Genomic DNA, 24,696 nt, shown 5'->3' with positions numbered 1-24,696 from the left:
ATTCCTCCATAATCGAAAGTTATGGAGGAATTATTTTATGTCCGAGGAGTTATTGTGCGCCGCCCGTAATGGAGATGAAGAAGCATTTTCTATGCTGTATCAAAAATATTTCCCGTTATTATTACGGTTGAAAAATATTTATTATCTTAGGAATTATGTAAGTGAAGATTGGGAACAAGAAGCGAGGATTGCTCTATATCAAGCACTTAAAACGTACGAAAATAATAAAGGTGTCAGTTTTGGGAGTTATTACAAAAGCATTATCAGTAACCAAATCTACTCTTTATTGCGTAAGCAAAACGCGCTAAAACGTCGAGACCAAAAAAATGAAATTTCTATTGAACAAAAAATAGCGACAGAAGGACCAGATTTTTTAGCCGAGATCACCATCCAAGAACCTGTTGCGATGCAACAATTACTATTAAAAGAAGCTTTCGAGGACTGCGATATCAAATTCTCATCAAAAGAGGCAAAAATCTTTCAACATTACATGCAAGGCAATGATTTTAGCGAGATGGAGAGAGAATTATCAATGGATCTGAAGCAAATAAAAAGCGCTTACGGTCGAGTGAAATATAAGATAAAAAAACATCTGAAAGATTATAATGAGTGATTTTTTATAGCATTACTAATGTTTTTCTTACTTATTTCTATTGCATTTCTTTTTTTGATATGGTAAACTTGAAAAATTTTACTATATATGGTATGATAGTAATTGAGGTGAATTGTATGCCACTAACTTTAGCTACAATCAAAAAAGATTTAGAAGGTCGTATCGGCAGCCAAATCATGTTGGTTGCACAGACCGGAAGAAAGCGTCAAACGGAACGCCGAGGCGTTTTAACAGAAACCTATCCTTCAGTATTTGTCGTAGACTTAGATCCTGAAGAAAATTCATTTGAACGAGTATCTTACAGTTATTCAGATGTACTTACTCGAACAGTTGAGATCGAATTTTTAACTGAAGCAGTTTAAAAAGCAAGCGGACCTAGATTATATATGAGGTTCGTTTGCTTTTTTGTATCTAACTCGTTATGCTATTAGCAAGAAAGAACGGAGGTCCTGATGATGAAGCATTATGTAAAAAAATTTGCAGAACTAACAACAGCAGAATTTTATGCAATCGTGAAAGAGCGAATCGCCGTATTTGTTGTTGAACAAAATTGTCCTTACCAAGAAGTCGATGAGATCGATGAAATCGCATGGCATACTTATTTTAAAGATGAAGATGGTACGATTTTGGCATATACACGTATTTATGCAGAAGAAGACACAGTTCATTTTGGACGAGTCTTGGTCAATCAGGCGCATCGCAAGTCAGGGTTAGGACAAAAAATCGTGGCACAAACATTAGCGGCGATTGAAGCCAATGCACCTGGACGTCCGATCGTGATCGGGGCACAAGAATATCTACAATCATTTTATGAATCCTTTGGTTTTCAGGCAATCTCAGAAGTATATTTAGAAGATGGAATCCCCCACTTAGACATGAGAAAACAAGCATAAAAAAAACAGAAGAATTTCCTTCTGTTTTTTTTATCTCACGCTTTAGGATCCGTGCTCTCAGAAGTTGCTTGGGCAGTTGGGCGTGCATTATTTTCAGCTGTTTGTTGTGCCAATAGATCGCGAATATCACTAAGATAATCTTCCGCAGTGGGTTTGTCTTCCACCACTTCTTCTTCTTTTGGACGTAAGTTTTTCGCATGATTGGCTGCTTTGACCACTAGGAATAGAACAAAACCAGTAATGACAAATGTAATAATTGCACTAATAACATTCCCAAAAGAAAAGGTGACCCCTTTCGCAGGTGACCAATCAAGAACAGACAATGCACCATCCAAATCAGAGGTACCTGTGATCATTGCAACGACCCAACCAATTAAGGGAGTAATCAGACCTTGAACGATTTGATTCACAATGCCCGTAAAAGCACTACCGATCACTACACCGACAGCTAGATCTAGCACATCGCCTCGCATGATAAATTCTTTAAATTCTTTGATCATTGTTTTTCTCCTTTCTTGTTAATCCTAGTATATCGAAGAATAAAAAAATGTAAAAACAACACGCTTAATAATATCCCCACACGTTCGTTCAATCACTTGTATGCTATACTAGAAAGTGACTTTTAAAAAAATTGGACAAAAAAAGAGAACTTTTATGTCGTTGAAACAACAACGATCATCGCTAAGAGATCCAAGGATCATGACAAAAAGGAGTAGTTATTTATGGCCTATCAATTGACAGAAGGTGTCAACCTTCATGTGCTACCAACCAAACAATTTAAAACGATCCGTATTTTTGTACGGTTCACCACAGCCTTAGAAAAAGACATCGTCACCAAACGTTCATTACTGAGTAGTTTATTAGAGACGAATAGCTTGAACTATCCGGATCAGACACAATTAAGTGCAAAATTAGCTGATTTGTATGGAGCTGGTTTCGGTTTTTCTGTTCGGAAAAAAGGCAATCTACATTGGATGAATGCGGGAATCAGTTTCGTCAATGGTGCGTATGTCAATGACAGCACGATTTTGACGAATGCCGTTTCCTTTTTAAAAGAGGTATTATTCTTCCCTAACATCAAAAATCAAACATTTGATCAAGCAACATTTGATTTAGAGAAAAATAACTTAAAGCAATATTTGGAAAGCTTAAATGAAGATAAGCAAACAATGGCTTCATTAGCATTACAAGAATTATATTTTGAACAGTCAGATGCACAAAAAATCCCAAGTATGGGGTCCGTTGAAGAACTCGAAAATATCACATCAAGTGCCTTAGCAGAATATTATGCACGTATGATCAAAGAAGACCAAGTGGATATTTTTGTAGTGGGTGATATCGAAGAAACAATGGCAATCGAAGCGTTAAAAGAGCTTCCTTTCACTGAGCGAAAAGTGGTACGACCAGAAATCTTTTATCAACAAACACAAAACAACGTGATCAAGGAACGACAAATCCAAGAACCAGTGGTGCAAGCCAAACTGAACCTAGCCTATCAAACCAATGTTTATTACGATCAGCCAGAACGTTTTTCATTGATGGTCTTTAATGGCTTATTCGGAGGCTTCCCTCACTCCAAACTTTTCATGAATGTACGTGAAAAAGAAAGCTTAGCTTATTATGCGTCTAGCAACGTTGATACTTTTCGTGGGTTATTGACTGTACAAACAGGCATTGAGACCAAAAATCGTAATCAAGTCTTGCACTTGATCCATCAACAACTGGCAAGTTTACAAAATGGCGAAGTCACTGAATTGGAGCTTGAACAAACCAAGGCAATGTTACGTAATCACTATTTGTTGTCTTTGGATTCGCCACAAGCTGCAATCGAATCCGCTTATTTAGCACACTGGCTTCCTGATACTGAACTATCGGACGAGGAATGGCTGGCTCGCATGGAACGTGTAACGATCGAAGATATTCAAGAAGTAGCAAACCAAATCGAATTACAAGCAATTTTCTTTTTAGCTGGGGGTGAAGAAAATGAATAAAGCAGAGTATAGTCAAATCAACGAAACACTGTATCACGAAGTCTTACCGAATGGTTTGACGGTCTATCTGTTACCAAAAAACGATTATCACAAAACATACGGTTTATTCAGTACGAACTATGGGTCGATCGACAATGAATTTATTCCCTATGGTGCAACGGAAAAAGTGAAAGTTCCTGACGGTATCGCACATTTCTTGGAGCACAAGTTATTTGAAAAAGAAGAAGGCGATGTTTTCCAGTTGTTCGGTCAACAAGGAGCATCAGCGAATGCGTTCACGAGCTTTACAAAAACCAGCTATTTGTTTTCAACGACAGATCAAGTAGAAAAAAATCTTTTGACGCTTCTTGATTTTGTTCAAGCACCTTATTTTACTGAAGAAACAGTAAATAAAGAAAAAGGAATCATTGGCCAAGAAATCCAGATGTATGAAGATGATCCGAATTGGCGCTTATTCTTTGGTATCTTAAACAATCTATATCCCAATCATCCATTACACATCGATATTGCAGGAACGGTGGAAAGTATTGCTGACATCACAGCAGAGGATCTATATACTTGCTATCGCACTTTTTATCAACCAAGCAATATGGTGTTATTTGTAGTTGGCAATTTGGAACCAGAACAGTTGATGGAGCAAATTCGCCACAATCAAGCTACCAAAGAATTTCCACCCGCTCAAAAAATCGAACGATTCTTTTCCGAAAATCAAGCGGATGTTCTGCCGATAAGTACCTTAGAAGCAGCGATCACACGAGAAAAATTTGTATTAGGGATCAAAGGAATCGATGCGTTACCTGAAAATGGGAGAGAATTGCTTAGATATAAAACAGCGATTCGTTTGTTACTACAATTACTTTTAGGCCCAACTGCACAAAACTATTTAGCCCTTTACAACGAAGGAATTATTGATGATAGTTTTGGCTTTGAGTTTAGTTTAGATCGTGAATTTCATTTTGCTGACTTCAGTGGCGATTCGGACCAACCAAAACTAGCAGTACAAAAAATAAAAGAGATTCTTTTGAACTTTGAACATGACGAAGGAATCACAGAAGAAAACTTGAACTTATTGAAAAAGAAAATGTTAGGGCAGTATTTCCAATCATTGAACTCCATCGAATACATCGCCAATCAATTTACACAAAGTCTATTTGGTGACCAAACATTATTTGATCTGCCAGAAATCATTGAATCAATCCAGATGACGGATCTTCTTCAAGTAGGACGCTCTTTTATCAATGCTGACGTGTTTAGTGAATTTTATATGCAGCCAAAAAAATGAAACAGTAAAAAATTCTGATTTTTTTGGACATACTCGCTGATTCGTCATACTTTTTGTAAGAATAAAAGAAAGTCTTAAATTTCAGTTTAAAACAGATGAAATGTTATCCAAAGTAAGTTCGCTTTGTGGTATTCTTAAGTAGATTGAGTGCAAGATTGATCAATATAGAGGAAACACTATACATTGAGCATGAATAAAGCAAAAATTCAATGAGAAGCAGTCAGAATAAATGGTCGATCCTCAGTAGAGAAAACACCTTCTGACTAGAATACACAGACTGGAGAAGATGAACGAGTGGCTTTTGAAACCATCGGGGAAAAATTACGGCAAGCCCGTTTAAACAAAAAAATATCATTAGATGAATTACAACAAATGACGAAGATCCAAAAACGTTACTTGGAATCAATCGATCAAAACGAATTTGATCAATTGCCAGGTAAATTTTATGTTCGTGCATTTATTCGTCAATATGCAGAAGCTGTTGGTGAAGATGGTGATTATTTAGTGGATGTTTTTGATGGAAAAAAATCTTTCGCAGATGAAACCATCAAAAAACGACCAGAACCAGAAACAGTGAGTGGTTCAAGAAAAGCTATGCACGAAGAAGAAAAGAATCTAACAAAATTCTGGACAAGTCTGCCAGTAATTTTATTAGGATTAGTCGCTGTAGCAATCATCACAGTAGTGGCCTATATGTCATGGCAAGACCGTCAATCTGAGCCGATCATTGGTGGAACAGCTTCAACGGTATCTGTCGATGGTTCGATCACGGAAGAAGAACCGGAGACAAGTGAATCGACGGTTGAATCGACCGTGGAATCGACAACAAAATCAACAGAAGAAGAGAAAAAAATGACCATCACACCGGGGCAAGACACAGGAAGTGCGCTTTCGATCGAGGTGAAAGATGCGAAAAAACCGATCACATTGGAATTCACAGCAAGTGAACGTGTCTGGATCGGTGTCCAATTGAACAATACGTTTGACTATCATTATCAAGAAACCTTGGTTGCCAATGATACAAAAACAACAGAGCTTCCAGAAAATACGACAAATGCGATGATCACACTTGGGGCAGCGAGTAATGCAACGGTCAAATTAAATGGCGAAGAACTGCCTATCAACGTAGGACCAAACAATACAAGTCTGAAGAATATTTCGCTTTCCTTGCAGTATGCAGAATAATTAGTTTAAAAAACAACCGTGTAAAAGAGAGCCGGAATCTCGTCTTGGGCTCTCTTTTCTTGTTTGGATAGTAGGTTATAAAGTAGTGAAAGATTTGTTGAGCAATTGAGAGACTATTGGTGGAAACTTTTGCTGGACTGACGTAAAATAGGAAAGAAAGGAGTCGTTCTTGTGAATTTACCAAATCAATTAACTGTACTTAGAATCTGTATGATTCCGGTGTTTATTTTAGTAGTCGGTCTCCCGTTAGATTGGGGGCAATTAACGGTAGGAACAACGTCATTAGCGATCACGCAACTAGTAGGAGCCATCATTTTTGCTTTAGCAAGTGTGACGGATTGGCTAGATGGGAAAATTGCTCGGTCCAGAGGATTAGTGACGAACTTCGGAAAATTTGCTGATCCATTAGCAGACAAAATGTTAGTTATGACAGCTTTTATCATGTTGGTAGGTCAAGGGAAAGCGCCAGCATGGGTGATTGCGATCATCGTTTGTCGTGAGTTGGCTGTAACAGGGTTACGATTATTGCTTGTCGAGGATGGGGAAGTCATGGCAGCTGCTTGGCCTGGAAAAGTAAAAACAGCTACGCAAATGATTGCGATTATTTTATTATTTATCAATAATATCCCATTCAACTTGATCAATGTACCCCTCGATCAAATCATGTTATACGCTTGTCTGATTTTTACCATCTATTCAGGTGTCGATTACTTTATCAAAAATCGTGGCGTATTCAAAGGATCCATGTAAAATCATAGAGTCACTTAATTACCCTTGCAATCAGATCGGTCATTCCCGGTCTGATTTTTATTTTTTTGACATAGACGCAATCACAAGAACAAATTGAGCAAGGAGAAATGATTCTATCAGCAAATAGCGTATACTATTTGGTAGAGACAATTAGTCGAAAAAAGACTGATTTACAGATAAATAGAGATGTTGCAAAAGCAACCTCAACTAAAGGAAGCGATCAAATATGAAATCTGAAATCATAGCAGTAGGAACAGAATTATTACTTGGACAAGTCGTGAATACGAATGCGACATTTTTATCAGAACAGTTAGCAGATCTAGGAATCGATGTCTATTATCACACAGTTGTCGGGGATAATCCGACTCGTTTGGAGGAGTTACTCCAGTTAGCTGAATCGAGAAGTGAACTAATCATTTTATGTGGTGGACTAGGACCAACAGAAGATGACTTAACAAAAGAAGTTGTCGCTCAACACCTCGGCAAAGAGTTGATCCAAAACACAGAAGGGTACAAGAAACTGCTGGCATTTTTCGAAACGACAAAAAGAAAAATGACAGAGAACAATTTACAACAATCTCAGATCATTGAAGGGGGCACACCATTACCTAATCGAACTGGCTTAGCGTTAGGCACGTTTTATCAAACGAAAAGCAATGCTTATCTTTTACTTCCTGGGCCACCAAGTGAGTTGAAGCCGATGTTTGTAGAACAAGTGCGACCACTGTTAGAACAACAATTCCCTTCAGAAGAAAAACTGATTTCAAAAGTGTTGCGCTTCTATGGCATCGGTGAATCACAATTAGTAACCGATCTAAAAGACTTGATTGCTACCCAAATCAATCCCACGATTGCTCCTTATGCCAAACCAAATGAAGTCACACTGAGATTGACAGTCAAAACGTCAGATATCCATGCAGGGAATCAAGCATTGCACGCACTAGAAGAAAAAATCCAAGCCCGTGTCGGTGCATATTTTTATGGCTATGGGGATGACTATTCGTTGCCACAAGCCGTCGTGGATCTGCTAAAAGAACAGGGGAAGACAGTCACAGCAGCTGAAAGTTTGACAGCGGGAGGCTTTCAATCCGCGTTAGGAGCAATTCCTGGCGTCTCTCAAGTCTTTTCTGGGGGCTTTGTGACTTATTCAGCAGAGACCAAAGCAAAGCTCTTAGGCATCGATCCAGAACTATTAGAGCAGTTTGGCACAGTCAGTAAAGAATGTGCCGAACAAATGGCGATTCGAGCACGCCAACTCGTTGGTACAGATTATGCCGTAGCGTTTACCGGTGTGGCGGGACCCGACACATTAGAAGGACATCCTGCGGGTACAGTTTGGCTTGCCGTTGCATCAAAAGAAGGCGTAGAAACAAAAGAATGTCACTTTACGAGAGACCGTTCGGCAATCAGAAATAGTGCGATTATGCAAGGATTTGATCTGCTAAGAAAGCAACTATTAAGAAAAAAATAAATGCGAATATTTGTTCGGTTTTTGCTTGCTTTTTATAAATAAAAAAGATATTATAAACGTAATGAAATGTTACTTTGAGTCGTAAAAATAAGGAGGATTATCGTATTGGCAGATGATCGTAAAGCAGCCTTAGATGCTGCATTGAAAAAAATTGAAAAGAACTATGGGAAAGGTTCGATCATGAAACTGGGCGAAAAAATCGACCAACAAATCTCGACAATTCCAAGTGGTTCTCTTGCACTAGATGTTGCTTTAGGGATAGGTGGCTATCCTCGTGGACGGATCATTGAAGTCTACGGTCCAGAAAGTTCAGGTAAAACAACGGTTGCACTCCATGCAATCGCAGAAGTCCAAAAAAATGGTGGGACTGCCGCCTTTATTGATGCGGAACATGCCTTAGATCCACAATATGCCCAAAAATTAGGGGTAAATATCGATGAATTACTCCTTTCTCAACCAGATACCGGAGAACAAGGATTAGAGATCGCTGATGCTTTAGTATCAAGTGGTGCAGTAGATATTGTCGTTATCGACTCAGTAGCAGCTTTAGTACCACGTGCAGAGATTGACGGGGAGATGGGTGACTCACACGTAGGGTTACAAGCTCGTTTGATGTCTCAAGCCTTACGTAAACTCTCAGGATCGATCAACAAAACAAAAACGATCGCGATTTTCATCAACCAAATTCGTGAAAAAGTTGGCGTGATGTTCGGTAATCCAGAAATCACACCAGGAGGACGTGCGTTGAAGTTCTACGCAACGATCCGTTTGGAAGTACGTCGTGCGGAACAATTGAAACAAGGAACGGACATTGTCGGTAACCGTACAAAGATCAAAGTCGTAAAAAATAAAGTAGCACCACCATTCAAAATCGCTGAAGTCGATGTGATGTATGGCTTAGGTATCTCTCAAGAAGGCGAGCTATTGGATATGGCAGTTGAAAAAGATATCGTTGATAAGAGTGGTGCATGGTATTCTTACAAAGAAGATCGCATCGGTCAAGGTCGTGAAAACGCGAAAATCTATATGTCAAATCATCCAGAGATGATGGCTGAAGTATCTACATTAGTGCGTGCAGCTTATGGCATCGGTGAACCAGTTGATGTACCAGAAGAAGCACAAGAAGAATTACCACTAGATGAATAAAGAAATAAGCGGGTATCCGGTAGTCTAATAACTACCGGATGTTTTTTTATTTTTCACTAGAATAAGAACCAAAAAATAAGTCATCACTCGCTCAAAACCTCCCTTTTTTGAAAATCGAGGAAGCCGTTTCTTTTCGTATTTAAAGTTGACACTACTGGAAACAAACATTAGAATAAACTTGTGCAGGTTTTTATGCACATATGCAACAGCATATTTATAGTTTAGAATAATTTATCATAGAAATTGGTAGATGATAAAAATGGAAAAGATAGTATGGAGGTGGATTTAATGGGACTCAACATTCTCCTCGCTATCATCGGTTTAATTGTCGGTCTTGGTTTAGGGTTTATGGTTGCGAAGTCACGTCATGAGAAAGAAATTGCTGGTGCAAAAACATCAGCTGCAAGTATTCTTGAAGGTGCAAAAAAAGAAGCAGAAACTCTAAAAAAAGAAGCATTGTTGGAAGCTAAGGAAGAAAATCAGAAATATCGTTCTGAAGTTGAAAGTGAGCTGAGAGAAAGTAAATTAGAGCTAAAATCTCAAGAAAATCGATTGATCCAACGTGAACAAACGTTAGATCGTAAAGATGACTCGTTAGAAAAACGAGAAAACTCACTTGAAAGTAAAGAAGAGGCACTTAGTTCAAAACAGCAATTAATTGAAGAGCGAGAAAAAGACGTTGAAAGATTGATTGAAGATCAACAAAAAGAATTAGAAAAAATTGCTGGTTTATCGAAAGAAGATGCAAGAGAAGTAATCATGAAATCAACCGAAGAAGAGTTGAATCATGAACTGACCTTGATGGTAAAAGAATCAGAACAACGTGCAAAAGAAGAAGCAGATCGCAAAGCGAAGAACTTGCTCTCATTGGCTATCCAACGTTGTGCAGCAGATCAAGTTTCTGAAACGACAGTGTCCGTCGTGACATTACCAAATGACGAAATGAAAGGTCGTATCATCGGACGTGAAGGACGAAATATTCGAACCCTTGAAACACTTACAGGAATCGATTTGATCATTGATGATACACCAGAAGCAGTCGTTCTTTCAGGATTTGATCCAATTCGTCGAGAAATCGCACGAATGACATTAGAAAAACTGATTCAAGATGGACGGATCCATCCAGCGCGTATCGAAGAAATGGTTGAAAAATCACGTAAAGAAATGGACGAACGGATTCGTGAATATGGAGAAGAAGCAGCCTTTGAAGTCGGCGCACATACGCTTCATCCAGATTTGATCAAGATCATGGGTCGTCTACATTTCCGAACAAGTTATGGCCAAAACGTGTTGAAACATTCGGTCGAAGTAGCGAAATTATCAGGAATCTTAGCAGCGGAGTTAGGCGAAGATATCCAATTGGCAAAACGTGCGGGCTTGCTTCATGATATTGGAAAAGCGTTAGACCATGAAATCGAAGGATCTCACGTTGAGATCGGTGCAGAACTAGCAACGAAATACAAAGAGAATCCAGTTGTGATCAACGCGATTGCCTCTCACCATGGCGATGTCGAAGCGACTTCTGTTATTTCCGTCCTAGTAGCCGCTGCAGACGCATTATCAGCAGCTCGCCCAGGTGCAAGAAGTGAATCATTGGAAAACTATATCCGTCGTTTGAGAAGCCTAGAAACAATCTCAAACAGCTTTGCCGGTGTTGAATCAAGTTTTGCTGTCCAAGCCGGACGTGAAGTACGCGTCATGGTCAAACCAGAAGAAATCTCTGATTTAGATGCGGTACGCTTAGTACGCGATATCCGTAAACGTATCGAAGATGATCTGGATTACCCAGGACACATCAAAGTAATCGTGATCCGAGAGACTCGTGCAACCGATTATGCGAAATAAAAAATAGTTAAAATATAGGATGACCCAACAGATTAGATTAGTCTGTTGGGTCATTTTTTTTGATTCTAGGGCATAACAGATCGTGACAACGCTTATGACTTTAAAATGATCTTTTATGACAGATAAGATATCCATAGTTTTTTAACGGTATAGTAATACTTGAAATAACTATAGTATAAGGAGGCGAAGCATATTGCTGATAAAAATAATGAAATTTGCTGACGATCATCCCTATCTAATCGTCATTTATTCTGGATTGTTTGGGAGTGCTTTTGGGATCACGATTGAATATATCGTGAATCGTGATTTCCTGCCGAGTGGCATTTATAGTCTGATGTTTTACTATGTCATAGAATTGTCGATCGTTAAACTCAAATCTAAAAAATAAACAAATGAAAACAAGACAATAAGAAAAGATATGATTACATACATCCATAAAAAACGGCTGAAATGCCAGGAAGTGTTCATTTCAGTCGTTTTAGGTGTGTAAAAACACTTAAATGAATTCCTTTTTACCTAGCAAAAAAATGCACACCTTCTTGAGTAATAAATTGAAAATCAGGCATTTCATCTTGGAACGTTCAAGCTAATTTATTTGACCATTTTTTTCTAAAATACTTGAATAAAAGGCACATAAATGTTTACCACCCTTGTATGATGAAAGTGAAGGGGAGAAGAGATATGTAGAAAAGCAAATAAAACTAGTGATTTTTAACACTTTATTCAGTTGATGTGCATCTTTTAATGAAGGAGTGAGACGAAATGCCAGGAGAAGATTTTAATAGAAGAATCGGTGAATTCTACAACGAATTTAATATGAAGGATGACCCAAAAGAACGGCAAAATACGATGTATGACATTGCAAGTAGATTAGGTCAGACGCCGACAGACCTCCTGACCCCTGCAGGCTTCCTCTTTATATGGAGCGTTCTAGCAGGTCTACGGATGCCAGAGGATCGCCCTGATCAGCAACGAGCTGTCCAAGATTCAGGTGCGGTGTTAGAAGTAGATACGCATGTCGAAATTCAACAGATCGGAAATCAAGTACGAATGCCTGCGCTCAAGTCTAGCTCGACTTTTAACCCCCAAAAAATAACCCCGCCTTTACCAACGAATACTACTCAAATAAAACAAAACAAACTAGAAGTTGTCTCGCCGCTTTCGGATTTAGCAGACGCTGCTCACCAATTCAGTATAGATGTGCACAAATTAGCCTATGGTATTTCAGAACTTATTGACTGTTCAACGTCCGAACAAGCATTCCACAAAAAAGAATACGGCTTATGGGAAAATAAAAATCATACACAAATCCACTTTAAGACAGTTTGCCAAAATGCTATCGCCGCCTCACAAACATTGAATGAAACACGAGGTAATACAACGCGCTCTCTCCAGCAATTTTCATTCAAGAAAAGTACGGATGCAAATGATCCACAGCAATTTAATGCAAGTAATGCGGCTGAAAAGTTGAAAAATTTTTTTCAAAAGACTTTTGAGGAAAAGTATCAGAAGAATGGGACGACAACAGACGTTCCAGTACCAGAAAACGTAACTCTTAGTGTGACTTCTTTTTGGAATGGTCTAAATGAAGTGTTCAGCTCATTCTTTTATCAGCAAGAGCAGATCATTGATTCATTGAATCACACAGATGAAAAATACAATATGTTAGGGCATTTTACAGAGTTATTGATCCAAACTTTTTCTAGCGATCCTAAAACACAAGAGAAATCTTCTGATCCGTTAGGCAAAGATAATAGAAAATATGAGCGACAGCATATTTTAAAACAGCAGCTTCTGGCAAGTGATTCGAAAAGACAAGCCGCTCACGGAACAGAAGTGAGCATCACCGCAAAACTTGTTGCTTTGGCCAAAGATTTTTCAGAAGTGTTCGATCGTTTCGTTAAACGTTATGATTACTTACAAACAAGAACTGGCGCGGAAGCAGCAACCATCCCTACGCAGTCAATGGATGCGCCACCTTTAATTGAAACAACAAACCCAACGCTTGTTGGACTGAAATCGTCGGAAGCACTCTCTGAAGCAACACATGAGAAAATCAACAAAATCATGTTAGCTTATATGGAAAATAAACCTTCACCTGTACCAGTCAATGAACCATTTACACCGTTCTGGTATGATCAAGAAGTCTTTGGGCAGCGCAGTGAAACAGACAAAGCAAATGAAAGAATCAGACAAGCTGTTTGTGAACAACGCAGTGAGTTATGTGCCATTAAAGATAAGCCATATAATGAGTTTTTTCTCGCTCTTCAAAGCTGGGCGAATAGAGGTGCATCAAACCATGAACTTCTTGAGAAGAGACAACAGCTTGCTAAAATTATTCTTAGTGCTTATGGTCTTTCCGTCGTGCAGTTATCTGCCATTAGAGCAATCAATATTTTCTTTCAATGGGAAACAAATAACGTGTTTAAACCATATACTTTTACTGAAACTAAGAATATTGAGATCAATCCGATACAAAAACATAATGAAACAGTCACAGAAAATGGTCTAACCAATAATTTATTCATCCCTGTTAGTGCTTCTGACTATAGTATGGTCCTTCAAATCACCGAAGCCATCTCTCAAGATATACAACCCTTTGATCAGTCAGAATTATTGCCAGTTTTTCATTTTGATGAACCGCTTTTTCAGCAGAAAAATCAGACAACTGATGTGAATCAGATACTTAAATCTTTTTTCATCGGTACAGGAGTTGTTAGCCATATAGATACCGACTTGGAGTTGATTAAGGTTGTTCAAAATTGGGCAGGTAGGAATTGGAAAAATGACCAAACCATACAGTCAGAGCGGGCACAATATTTAGCTTATCTCATCCACAAAGGGTACGGGATTGAAAATAGTAGACTAGGAGATTTCTTATCCGATATACAATTACAAGCAATTTATAAACAATGGAAAACTAACACGTTGCTAGCGGGGTATCGTTATAAAGAGAAGACGAAACAAACCATTCAATATGATTTATCACCAGCAGAGACTGCCTCAATTCTTCAAGTTCAAAAATATTTAAAAGAAAACAATCAGATCTATGAGGACTTTATCCTTGATCGACCAGATAGTATTCCTAAGCAAACACTAATCGTACCAATTTATTATCATAAACAGATTTTTGATATGCGAGAGAATACCCAAAAAGCGAATGGCGAAGTCGGCAAGTTCCTATATAAAGAACAAATGTATTTTACAACGGCAACACCACGTCAACTGGTTTTGTTGTTACAAAAATGGATCTTTGCAGGTTTACAGTACGAAGAAATCTGCAAAAGACAGAACATAGCAGCGAATATGATTGTGAGGGCTTATGGTGGGGCAGCTGTTCCCTTGACGGATGCTGAGTCACGAGCGATTGTGTTGCAGTGGGAAAACAATAACGCACAGATTGGCTATACGTATAAGAAGGGGCAAGACAATCGTTTGGGTATCGATATTGAAGAAATCAAAAAGAATCAAGAACAGGAGCATGAAGAAGAAGTTAAGAAAAAGATTGAACGTTTTTTTTTAGAAAATGATTTTAAGCCTACGACACAAACGAATAGCCAACCAAAAGAAGTGTTACATACTACCGTAGATCGTATAAAGTTAGAGAAAGAAAAACAAAGAGTAGCTAAATTTTTAACTGAAAAAGGCGTAGATTGTGAAACTACGGATGCTGATGCTTTTGCGAAAATAGTCTCAAGTTGGGTACTACTGGAAGGAGCAAATCAAGAGGTTATAGACATGGTAAAAATGAAACAAATTGCTCAAGTCATCCTTGGTGAGGAAGTAGATGGCGTCATTTCAAATAAAGGCGCAGAAATCACGTTCACGAATTGGTTATGGGACATGATCGAAAGCAATCATTTAGTTTTGCCTACCACCACTCCCTCTGCGACTGTAGATGAAAAAGCAGAATCTATACCAGCAGTAACAATCAATAAGTGGTTGGATAAGAAAATCATGACACAAGTTGAGACATTTTTTCGTCAAAAAGGCATGTTGTCTACTACCCAAGTAAGCAAAGAAGATGTTTTGTCCGCTATGGGGGAATGGTTTGGACAAACAGGGATGGATGGCAGAGTCTCATCTGAGAAAGTCCAAGCGATAGCAAAAGTTATCCTGAAAGAGTTAAAACTATATGGTGGAAAGCCAGAGGAAGTGATCTCAGATAGGGACGCTGAATTGACCGTAATGAAATGGACAGTTGAAAATGTCCTGGGTACCACAATAGAAGGGTATGCAGCAAAAAAAATCATTGATTCATCTGACCCATCTACATTTACGATCGGCCAGCTTAGGAAGTCATTTTCCGTAGAAGAATTGATAAAAGCTGATCTAATCAACATCCCACCGAAATCTGCCACTCAACAAGTCGATCAAAAAATAGGAAGACAAAATAATATCACTAAACTATGGATTATGTTCATGAATCGAGCATTACCTAATTATTTTCTTAAATCAAGTGAGGTTGGTGACGATGTATTGATCGCTGATTATGATTCTTTAATGCAGATGACTGGCTCTAGAATATTAAAGGATTTAGGGTATCTTGAGAAATTCAATCAGAAAGAAATCAAATCAGTAGGCGAACTTTTTTTTGAGAGTTTTAGAGATAAAGGGATTGATACTGTCGAAGAAATTTCTCATCTTTTAGTTCCAGCGACATTGGCTATCGTTCAGTTGGACCCAGATATTCTCAGAGGTCCAATAGCAAAAGGGGACTATCAACAAGTCGCGTTAAGCACCTTTGTCAATTATTTGCAACGTGGCTATTTTGAACTAATAAAAAAGCAAGAAATGGTCAATGACCTTGTCTTATCTTATCAAACAGCAGTAATAGACTGGCGCCAACAATCAGCGCTTGTGGATGAAGTACTGGAAGAGTGCAAAAAACTAGGTATCGCGGTTAGTCTTGCGGGTGGGCAAGTTTATCTCGCTGGCGGAAATCCCTGTCCTGGTCCATGGATTCCACCAGATATCAATGAATGGTATATGCGGTTAACGAAAGCTGTATCTGAATCATTTTATTCATTGGATCAGTTTCTGATACGACTTGCGGTGGATTCATTTCACAAAGATGATTTGAATTTTATATTTTCATCGGAAAGTCGTATATATGAGGCACAGGCAGTGCTGAGTCATAAAGCAAGGCATTCGGCAAGTGGACCAGGAACGTCAGGTTTTCCACCAGTCTTTTTGGCAAAAGAAGTGGAAGTAGAGACGCTTCTTACCTTAGATGAGACAGATTTATTTGTAGTTATTCTTGGTGGAGAAGAAAGATGCTATGCGTTGAAAAGGCTTGAAAAAGATGGAGGATACAAGCTTTATCGCGTTGATAAAGATCCTATGTCATATCTCCGATATGGACTTTTTAATCGACAAGATCTTTGGAAAAATGAATTTCGAAAATATGGTGATAAAGTTCTGATCAGAGATAAGCCTTATATTTTTAAACTAGAATCGAATCAGAACAAACTTTTATTGAAAGGAAATGCACAGGAGGCGTTTATCAACCATATCAGCGGTAAACACAGGGATAAAGTCTATCGACAACTCTATGATTCAGGAAGAGAGACAACAATGGTTACAAAAATTTGGGATGTTTTCAAGCATCTCATTCCTTTTTACGATTGCGTGGTCGGTAGTATGAATAAAGATATTGGTGAGGCGGTTCCCAGTTGTATGCTCGATGCAGTGTCCTTGATTCCTGTATTGGGTCAAGTCACAGCCCTCAATACGAGATTTGTATTTGGTATGGCAAGAACGATCATGAAACAAGGTGTAGCAGGTATAGTACGTCATAGTACGCGCTTCCTCCCAAGAACATCAGAACTCCGATCAATTGTTGTTAGTGCTATACGTTACGCTGATCCAGGAATAGAATTTCTAAATGATAGTTCACAAGCCCTATTTAAGGGGTTGATACGTTTAAAAAACCAAGCATTTATTAGAAAAGAACTCAAGGAAGTAGTGGTAAAACTTGAAAAATTTGGAATAGAAACCCACGATTGGGCGAAAAGTTATACGCAAGCTACTTTACCAAATAATGGTCCAGAAATACGCGTGAAACGTGTGCAAGATCATTTGTACGTCCCAGTATCAGATTTAAAAAAAGGGACTGTTTATGGAAATCATTTTACATTGCGTGGAACAAAGCTAAGGCTGTTTGAGGGACCGGCAGTTTTTTTTCGCAGACACAAATATTTGGTTAACCGAATTTCAAGGAAGATTCCTAACAGAGATGTAGCTGTAAAAGAACTAAATTTAAATCCTAAAGCTTATGGGGAGGCAACTACATTAACTGTTACTGGAGAAGGAGATTTTCGGCAAACGTTTATTGAAATGAATAAGAAATTAGTGCCTGTCAGAATCAGTACAATTGAGAATCATGGTGTCCGCTATGATATACATGATAGAGGAGCGATATATCCGGTAAACTTTAACGGGATAGAGTGGTATTTTGAAGCAGAAACTAGCCCAACAGTTTCGCTAGCAGTACGTGAGAAGGTAGGAAAGGAATTAAGTCAGTATGAGTCATTACTGACTCCGACTACGCTATCCCCACCGGATGAAAATGGGTTGATGTGGAATTCTGCTGGGCGATCTTATATCAGAATCCAAGAGCAATACCTTCCATTAGTTTTGTTGGACAAGGAAACGAATCGTTACCATTTGGTGAAAAAAAATATTCTTGCACCGATGACCGTATTACGATTGGACACGAATAATGGTGCTTTTCGGTTTGAAACGCCTTTAGAGAAAGCCAATGAAAAATATCCAGGGACTGTCCAATATAATAGCCCTAATTCTCCGCAAGAAGGTATGTCAAAAAAAGAGGATGTAGGGTCAGCTCGCGGAAAGACAGTTGCGCAGAGGAATGAGAATTCATTGTATCCGCCGTATAATACCCTTCCAGAATCCCCAAATAGATGGTGGGGATGGTACGGTATGCTTAATGCAATCGAGTATTCGCCAATGCAAGGCATTTCAAGATTGGAAGATGAATTAGTTCCGATCAAACCATTGGATCATTTTATCCCAGAGCCACAAAGAATTGTCTATATCGACGAGGAGAAAGCACAAAAATCGATTTCTGATGAGATTGCCAAAGTATTGTCTTTGAAACCAGATGACCAGTTTCGTGTTTTTTCCGGTTTAGACATAAGTATGGTGCCGGAATCACTTAGACCGTTTATAGAGAAACTTCCTCAAGAATTCAAGAATGCCATAGAAAATTTCAGAATCGTCAAAGATGTGTGTTTAGAATTGTTAAAAGTAGATAAAATCGCAGAAACAGCCGAAGGTCAATACTTAATAAATTTCCTTGACGTGCCACCTTCTGTTCAGCAAGAGAAGATTTTAAAGGAATCGGTAAAGAGACTCCTTTCAATCGCAACCAAGGGTGAACAATTTCTGAGACAATCAGCAGACTGGGGATTTGAAAATATTTGGATCGTTTCGACTGATTTTGTTCTAGATGAGAAGACACATGCCTATTACTCTGTTAGTAATGATAATCCGAAAGCCTATGCCTTTGTATTGAAAGAAGATGCCGAGTGTCGCATCATTATTGTAGCTGATGCTTTCCATAAAAGACCAGAAATTTTACCAGGAATTCAAATAGCAGCACCTCCAGAGATAACGATCACGCATGAAACCACACATATTGTTTCAGGAACATATGATGTTGTTAAATATGGGCTAACGCTTACTGGATTTTTGCCGAGTGGACAAAATGTGAAAGATGATTTTCTTACAAGATACTCGGGTTTTTTTGAACATCCGAATTTTGATCAATTTGTTACAGGGGTAGCAAAACAACAAAATGCCCCTCGTTTATCTAAAAAAACGGTCGTCAAAGCATTTCAAACAGATGCTATGTTATTTACTAACTTTAAACTGACGGATGCTCAATTACTCGCAACGATTATGAGAGATTTCGCCAATCAAAATGAGTTCTATAACCAACCGCGTGTCAAAAGAGAAACAAAGGAAGAGGGATTGGGAGACGGCAAGCTATTCACTGTGTTAGCAATGATGCAAACAGGTAATTTCTTTGTGTTAGAGCAAACTAAAGATTTAGAAAAGAAGCAAGACTTGTCTGAAATGATGCCGACAGGATCTACTCAAATAAGGGATGAAGTAGCGGATTTTGCAAGGATCATAAGTCATGGTAAAAAGATTAATAAAGAGACCAATGCGACAGCAACTTACCAGAAATCTAACGATGATTTTTCAGTTATACCACCAGATAAAAATGTAGAAAGGAAACAAGTAGTACCAAAAATGCCGACAGAATCATCTGCTCAAAAAAGAGATAAAGCGGCAGATTTTGCAAGGATCATGAGAGGGGATGAGGATAAAAATGAGTCCCACGATCACCCCCGCGTCAAAAGAGAGACAAAAGAAGAATCGGGAGATGGTAAGCTGTTTCCTGTTGCAACGACAATGAAAACAGGTGATTTTTTAGTGATAGAACAAGATAAACGTTTAGAAAAGAAACAAGTAGTACCAAAAATGTTGACAGAAGCACCTGCTCAAACAAGAGATGGAGCGGTAGATTTTGCAAAGATCATAAGTCATGGCAAAAAGGTTAGTAAAGAGACCAACGCGACAATCACTTACCAGCAGTCTATCGTGAAGGGAAAACAGGTCAGTCTGTAAAACGAACAGTAAAGGACACTAGCCAAAAAAAGATAGAACAGAGATAAGGTATAATTTTACTACTGTAAGTATCAGCTAAAATATGAAGAACAACCTCTTCGATCACTAAGACAGTAAGCATAAAAATGTGCAGTCTTATTTTCGAAGAGGTTACGGATGTTCTCGGCGTTTATTCAGTTCTAAGGTGACAGAAAAAAGTGAATTTACAAGGATTTTTATGTATTATTGTTATTATTTAATTTGAAAATCAACGGATAAAGGACGTATTAACAATAGGTTATCGTATGTCGAATAGTAACAATAAAAAAACACAAATTATTGAATACAGTACTCTAAATGAGTGGTTTAATGTTTAGCGAGCACTCTCACTAAATGTTAAAGGAGGAGTATAAATGATTAAATCTGAAATTTTTACCTTGTCTGTCACAATGAGTATGTTATCTAGTGGAGAAGCAAGTGCATTCTCTTTAGCTACTGGTGATATGACTGGATGATATGTTCGAGAAGTATGGGATGACTCATGGAGGGTACATCATGGAAAGCATCACAGAACGAGATGACTAATCGTATGAAGAAATACATCGTTCAATTACTAGTTATATTTTCACTTGTATTAGCCTTTATCGGCTTGGTTGAGTTTTTATTGAAAGGAAATAAATCTATACTAATATCAACCAGTGGTTTAGGCTATGTTTTTGGCGTTCCATTTTTATCCGTTAAACCGTTTAAGAATGAAACTAGGATAAGAAAAATCCAATATGCGGTTCTTCTATTCTTGTGTTTTTACTTACCACCTAAAATAGTAAGCTCATTTGAAGTTGAAAGATTTGAGATTACACGTTTTTTGTACGCTAGATTAATGCTTGTAGGAATACTAATTTTATGTGGAGTAACTTTTACTTCGCATAAAAACAAGAAATAAATAATAGCAAATGTTCACTATAAACAAGCCGAAGAATCCGGAAGTAGGCACAGGTGTTTTCGGATTCTTCGGCTTGTTTTGTTTTAACCATATTAGATTTTATTTTTTTCAGTCTATCCTTGTATCGCTTCTTCGTTTACAACATTTCTTTGTCTTTTTCGATCGTTTTGGTAATCCCTGTGATGATCGCGGGGATAAACCCAGCTTCTTCTAATGCGACGACACCAGCAACTGTCGTTCCGCCTGGAGAAGATACTTGGTCAACTAATTCCCAAGGATTTTCATGGCTTGCTAGGAACTTTTGACAGGAACCTAAAATCGCTTTGGCTGCAATTTCCGTTGCTGTTTTTTTAGGTAGTCCATGTAAAACACCTGCACGTCCCATTGCATCGATCAACATATAAATAAAAGCAGGGGAGCTTCCAGCTAATCCAATAAATGTACTGAAATCATCTTCTGCTAAAGGATAAACACTACCAATCGCTTCAAAGATTTGTGTCGCTTGTGTCAACTGTTCATTTGTTGCTGCTTGGTTTTTGCAGATTGCAGAAACACCCGCGCCCACACTCACGTTGACATTGGGCATCACACGAACGATAGCAGCTTCTGGATCAAGTGCTTGTTCTAGTGTTGCAAGCGATTTTCCTGAAGCAATTGAGATAAACAACTGTTGTTTACGATAGTCGCGTAATTCATTTAACACCTGTTCGATGATTTTTGGTTTTACTGCCAAAACAACGATTTCTGCTTTTTCAGCAATCTCTTGATTGGTTTGACAAGCATTGATCCCAACTTTACCAGCAAAGCGTTGAGCATTTTCATAATGACCGCTTGAAACAAAAATATCTTCTTTAGCCACTAGATTATTTGCTAAGATACCGTGAATAATTGCTTGTGCCATATTTCCTGTACCGATAAATCCGATTTTCATGTAATCCTCTCCTTTGATTTTTAGCATAGCTTTCTTTCTCATAATCTGCAAGTCGAGAGACGAACTGTTTTTCCAGCTTACTGCTCAGGTCAAAGTGCTTCTTTCACAACCTTGATAAACGGTGTTCAAAAGCCAGCTCCTTCAATAGTAAGTCAAAACGTGAAAAAATATGAGGAGCTATTTTCCCACGTTCTGCCTTACTACTTGGAGCTTAACGGCTTTTTCACGACCTCGATAAACGGTGTTCAAGAAGCTGACCTTCAACACTAAGCTGAAAAATCAAAAAATATGAGAAGCTATTTTCCGATTTTCCAGCTTATTGCTCAGGTCAAAGCGCTTCTTTCACAACCTAATGCCCAAAGTGGAAAAATCAATGTAAATAAGATAACATGAATGTATATGTTTAGAAAGTCTACAGGTGAGGAAGGGTGCCGGTGAAAAATAAATTACAGATCATGATCCAGTGGGTGAAAGCACATCAGTTGATTTTGAAGCTGATTTTCTTTGGATCGATCCTTGTTTTTGTGGCAAATCAAGTCGCAAACATTGCCCATGGGATGAGTTGGCAAGATGTCTGGCACACGATGGAACAACAAAGTCATGTCACGTTAGCATGGATGATATTAGCAGGTTTGATTGGTGTGATGCCGATGTTACTTTATGATTGGGTAACGATTCGAGTATTGGAAAAACAAGGCAAGCCCAAAATGAGTCGTAAAGACTTTTTGCTATCTGCATGGATCACGAATACGATCAATAACTTGGCAGGATTCGGAGGGATTGTCGGAGCAAGCTTGCGCGCCAGTTTTTATGGCAAGCACACGAATCGAAAAATGGTGTTGGCAACAGTCTCTAAGGTTGCTTTGTTTCTATTGACGGGTCTTTCTATTTGGTCATTAGTGACGTTCATCAATGTCTTCTTTCTTCAAACAGATAGTGTGTTTCGTAGTTATTGGATTTGGTTATTTGGTGGTAGCTTTCTAGCACCACTTATCTTTTTGTTTGCCTATTTGAAACGTAAAACGCTATTTGCAGAATTTTATCCTAAAGGTTTACTGGGCTTGTTACTGGCTTCCTTTGGACAATGGACTGGTGCCTTAGTGGTTTTCTTGTTGATTGGGCGCTTGATGGCTGTAGATATTTCTGTATGGTCCTTGTACCCTATGTTTATCATTGCCACATTGATTGGGATGTTGACAATGGTACCAGGTGGTGTAGGCACATTTGATGTGCTGATGATCTTAGGAATGAGTCAACTTGGCGTGCGGCAAGATGTTGCACTTGTTTGGTTGCTTTATTATCGTTTGTTCTACTATGTTCTACCATTTCTTTCAGGGATCGTTTTATTTTTGACACACACAGGCGTCAAAATCAATCGATTTTTAGATAATATTCCCCGACTATTTTTTCAAAAAATTGCTCATTTAGTGTTAGTATGTGCCGTTTATTTTGCGGGAATCATGATGGTCTTACTTTCAACGATCACGAATCTTTCGACTGTCAGTCGGTTGTTTCAAATACTCTTACCCTTTTCGTTTGATTTTTTAGATCAGTCATTGAACCTGCTGGTTGGGTTCTTATTGTTAGGGCTAGCTAGAGCTTTAGCGATGAAAGTCAAAAAAGCGTTTATTCCTACTATTGCTTTACTCGCTTTTGGAATCATCAATACTGTAATGCGCACCTTATCATGGGAACTGATTGTTGTATACCTTTTGATTTTATTAGCGGTGTGGTTATCCCGAAAAGAGTTTTATCGTGAAAAGTTCGTCTATTCATGGGGAGCAATCATATTTGATGCGTGTTTGTTTGGCTTTTTATTTATTGTTTATGCAATCGCAGGCTATCACCGTGGAAGTTTTTGGGTAGGAGATTTAACTGCGAATCGCTTTATTCTCTTTCCATCTGAGGATGTTTGGTTTTCAGGACTGATTGGTTTAGGAATCTCATTACTTGCGTTAGTTGCATTGTACCAATATTTAGCTTCAGAAACAGGGTTTGGTGAACCTCTGGATCAAATGCGTTTAAATCGCCTCTTGACAGCCTATGGTGGAACCGCGGCTAGTCATTATCTGCACTTACCTGGATATACTTATTTTTATTATCAGGAAAATGGTCAAGATAAAGTAGTGTTTGGTTACCAAATCAAAGGAAATAAATGTTTTGTTCTTGGTGATCCGATTGGTGATCCAACGAAGATACGTACAGCTACGCATGAGTTTTTGAAAAAAGCCGATTGTTTTGGCTATGAATTAGCTTTTTATAAAGTATCCGAAAGTTATGTCGTCATGCTTCACGAAGCGGGTTTTCACTTTGCAAAAGTTGGAGAAGCAGCGATTACTAATCTTTCTTCAGACGCGCTTCACTGGCGTACAAAGCAGATCGAATTGCAACGTTTGACGAATGAGGGATACCATTTTACTTGGTATGACCAATTACCTGAAGAGTTGCTCGAACCGATTCAGGAAGTTTCTCAAAAATGGTTGGATGGTTCTCGTGAGAAGCATTTCTCTGTTGGTTATTTTGAGAAAGATTATCTCTTGATGAGTGGTATTGGTATTGTTAGGAAAGAGCAGAAAATCGTTGGGTTCATTACATCTCAACCAATCAATGACCGCCAAGCGGGGTATGATTTATTGCGGTATCTACCGAACCAGCCGAATAGTCTAGGTGATTACTTACTTGCAAATCTACTGGATGTCTATCGCAAAAATGGGTATGCAGAAGCGAATCTAGGGCTGGCTCCCCTTGCAAATGTCGGAGAAACTGATTTCTCGTTCTTGCAAGAAAAAGTGATGAGGATCATCTTCAATTACGGGAATTTCTTTTACTCATTCCAATTAACTTACGAAGAAAAACAACGGTATGTTACTCATTGGGAAGGCCGTTATTTTGCGTATATGAAAGGAAGTAGTTTTACTTTAGCCACATGGCAGCTTTTCTTATTGATTGGTAAAGGGAAAGAAAAAGGAACAAGTCTAGCAGAAGAAGTTCTGACAGAATTGTAAA

16 protein-coding genes are annotated in these 24,696 nt (G+C 38.4%); 14 read left to right on the top strand and 2 right to left on the bottom strand.

The window, feature by feature from the left end; genetic code table 11:
- Positions 1-37 precede the first annotated feature (37 nt).
- The 3 genes from IGJ00_RS14575 (at position 38) to IGJ00_RS14565 (ending at position 1,506) form a co-directional block, all read left to right on the top strand.
- The gene (locus IGJ00_RS14575) at positions 38-613 is read left to right on the top strand and encodes a sigma-70 family RNA polymerase sigma factor (RefSeq protein ID WP_019724411.1); all 576 of its coding nucleotides are present in this window, start codon (positions 38-40) and stop codon (positions 611-613) included.
- Positions 614-729: 116 nt separating this feature from the next.
- A complete protein-coding gene (locus tag IGJ00_RS14570) occupies positions 730-975 on the top strand; it encodes a Veg family protein (RefSeq protein ID WP_010734068.1) in 246 nt (81 codons plus the stop codon).
- Between the two features lie 93 nt (positions 976-1,068).
- A complete protein-coding gene (locus IGJ00_RS14565; RefSeq protein ID WP_023520523.1) occupies positions 1,069-1,506 on the top strand; it encodes a GNAT family N-acetyltransferase in 438 nt (145 codons plus the stop codon).
- A 35-nt stretch (positions 1,507-1,541) separates the two neighbouring features.
- On the opposite strand, the gene mscL is transcribed toward IGJ00_RS14565, so the two are convergent.
- Positions 1,542-2,006 carry a large conductance mechanosensitive channel protein MscL gene (mscL, locus tag IGJ00_RS14560; protein WP_010734070.1) on the bottom strand — a complete coding sequence of 155 codons (465 nt, stop codon included), beginning with the start codon at positions 2,004-2,006 and terminating at the stop codon, positions 1,542-1,544.
- A gap of 222 nt (positions 2,007-2,228) precedes the next feature.
- Here mscL and yfmF point away from each other — a divergent pair, with 222 nt between their 5' ends.
- From yfmF to IGJ00_RS14510, 10 genes are all read left to right on the top strand, one after another.
- A complete protein-coding gene (gene yfmF / locus IGJ00_RS14555; RefSeq protein ID WP_071866528.1) occupies positions 2,229-3,497 on the top strand; it encodes an EF-P 5-aminopentanol modification-associated protein YfmF in 1,269 nt (422 codons plus the stop codon).
- A complete protein-coding gene (gene yfmH, locus IGJ00_RS14550) occupies positions 3,490-4,779 on the top strand; it encodes an EF-P 5-aminopentanol modification-associated protein YfmH (RefSeq protein WP_142433066.1) in 1,290 nt (429 codons plus the stop codon). The genes yfmF and yfmH overlap by 8 nt, the downstream gene beginning before the upstream one ends.
- A 294-nt stretch (positions 4,780-5,073) precedes the next feature.
- A complete protein-coding gene (locus IGJ00_RS14545; protein ID WP_438844560.1) occupies positions 5,074-5,964 on the top strand; it encodes a helix-turn-helix domain-containing protein in 891 nt (296 codons plus the stop codon).
- A 171-nt stretch (positions 5,965-6,135) separates the two neighbouring features.
- A complete protein-coding gene (gene pgsA, locus IGJ00_RS14540) occupies positions 6,136-6,714 on the top strand; it encodes a CDP-diacylglycerol--glycerol-3-phosphate 3-phosphatidyltransferase (RefSeq protein WP_019723896.1) in 579 nt (192 codons plus the stop codon).
- 226 nt (positions 6,715-6,940) lie between these two features.
- Complete coding sequence (locus IGJ00_RS14535; RefSeq protein WP_071866531.1) at positions 6,941-8,185, top strand: competence/damage-inducible protein A; 1,245 nt, start codon at positions 6,941-6,943, stop codon at positions 8,183-8,185.
- A 105-nt stretch (positions 8,186-8,290) separates the two neighbouring features.
- Positions 8,291-9,331 (top strand): recombinase RecA, encoded by a 1,041-nt coding sequence (gene recA, locus IGJ00_RS14530; protein WP_010734076.1) that lies wholly within the window; start codon positions 8,291-8,293, stop codon positions 9,329-9,331.
- A 288-nt stretch (positions 9,332-9,619) separates the two neighbouring features.
- Positions 9,620-11,176 (top strand): ribonuclease Y, encoded by a 1,557-nt coding sequence (gene rny / locus IGJ00_RS14525; RefSeq protein ID WP_071866532.1) that lies wholly within the window; start codon positions 9,620-9,622, stop codon positions 11,174-11,176.
- 193 nt (positions 11,177-11,369) lie between these two features.
- Positions 11,370-11,564 carry a hypothetical protein gene (locus IGJ00_RS14520; protein ID WP_130029219.1) on the top strand — a complete coding sequence of 65 codons (195 nt, stop codon included), beginning with the start codon at positions 11,370-11,372 and terminating at the stop codon, positions 11,562-11,564.
- Between the two features lie 374 nt (positions 11,565-11,938).
- A complete protein-coding gene (locus IGJ00_RS14515) occupies positions 11,939-19,837 on the top strand; it encodes a QWxxN domain (RefSeq protein ID WP_438844559.1) in 7,899 nt (2,632 codons plus the stop codon).
- 520 nt (positions 19,838-20,357) lie between these two features.
- Positions 20,358-20,759, top strand: a complete 402-nt coding sequence (locus IGJ00_RS14510) for a hypothetical protein (RefSeq protein WP_074801765.1) — start codon at positions 20,358-20,360, stop codon at positions 20,757-20,759.
- A gap of 136 nt (positions 20,760-20,895) precedes the next feature.
- Here IGJ00_RS14510 and proC read toward each other — a convergent pair whose 3' ends face one another.
- On the bottom strand, positions 20,896-21,690 hold the full coding sequence (proC, locus tag IGJ00_RS14505; RefSeq protein ID WP_142433063.1) for a pyrroline-5-carboxylate reductase: 795 nt from the start codon (positions 21,688-21,690) through the stop codon (positions 20,896-20,898).
- Between the two features lie 434 nt (positions 21,691-22,124).
- Here proC and mprF point away from each other — a divergent pair, with 434 nt between their 5' ends.
- A complete protein-coding gene (gene mprF / locus IGJ00_RS14500) occupies positions 22,125-24,695 on the top strand; it encodes a bifunctional lysylphosphatidylglycerol flippase/synthetase MprF (RefSeq protein WP_071866537.1) in 2,571 nt (856 codons plus the stop codon).
- Position 24,696: the final 1 nt, after the last annotated feature.

Origin of the sequence: Enterococcus sp. AZ062, assembly GCF_051715065.1 — a bacterium.
Lineage (GTDB): Bacteria > Bacillota > Bacilli > Lactobacillales > Enterococcaceae > Enterococcus_B > Enterococcus_B mundtii.
Note: the sequence above shows the minus strand (reverse complement) of the source record. Positions and strands in the feature narration are given on the sequence as shown.

Bases quoted from the DNA above. Each gene is read 5' to 3' on its own strand.
- yfmF (WP_071866528.1), top strand. From the start codon at position 2,229: ATGGCCTATCAATTGACAGAAGGTGTCAACCTTCATGTGCTACCAACC.
- rny (WP_071866532.1), top strand. From the start codon at position 9,620: ATGGGACTCAACATTCTCCTCGCTATCATCGGTTTAATTGTCGGTCTT.
- IGJ00_RS14510 (WP_074801765.1), top strand. From the start codon at position 20,358: ATGGAGGGTACATCATGGAAAGCATCACAGAACGAGATGACTAATCGT.
- mscL (WP_010734070.1), bottom strand. From the start codon at position 2,006: ATGATCAAAGAATTTAAAGAATTTATCATGCGAGGCGATGTGCTAGAT.
- IGJ00_RS14570 (WP_010734068.1), top strand. From the start codon at position 730: ATGCCACTAACTTTAGCTACAATCAAAAAAGATTTAGAAGGTCGTATC.
- IGJ00_RS14565 (WP_023520523.1), top strand. From the start codon at position 1,069: ATGAAGCATTATGTAAAAAAATTTGCAGAACTAACAACAGCAGAATTT.
- yfmH (WP_142433066.1), top strand. From the start codon at position 3,490: ATGAATAAAGCAGAGTATAGTCAAATCAACGAAACACTGTATCACGAA.
- IGJ00_RS14515 (WP_438844559.1), top strand. From the start codon at position 11,939: ATGCCAGGAGAAGATTTTAATAGAAGAATCGGTGAATTCTACAACGAA.
- IGJ00_RS14575 (WP_019724411.1), top strand. From the start codon at position 38: ATGTCCGAGGAGTTATTGTGCGCCGCCCGTAATGGAGATGAAGAAGCA.
- proC (WP_142433063.1), bottom strand. From the start codon at position 21,690: ATGAAAATCGGATTTATCGGTACAGGAAATATGGCACAAGCAATTATT.
- IGJ00_RS14535 (WP_071866531.1), top strand. From the start codon at position 6,941: ATGAAATCTGAAATCATAGCAGTAGGAACAGAATTATTACTTGGACAA.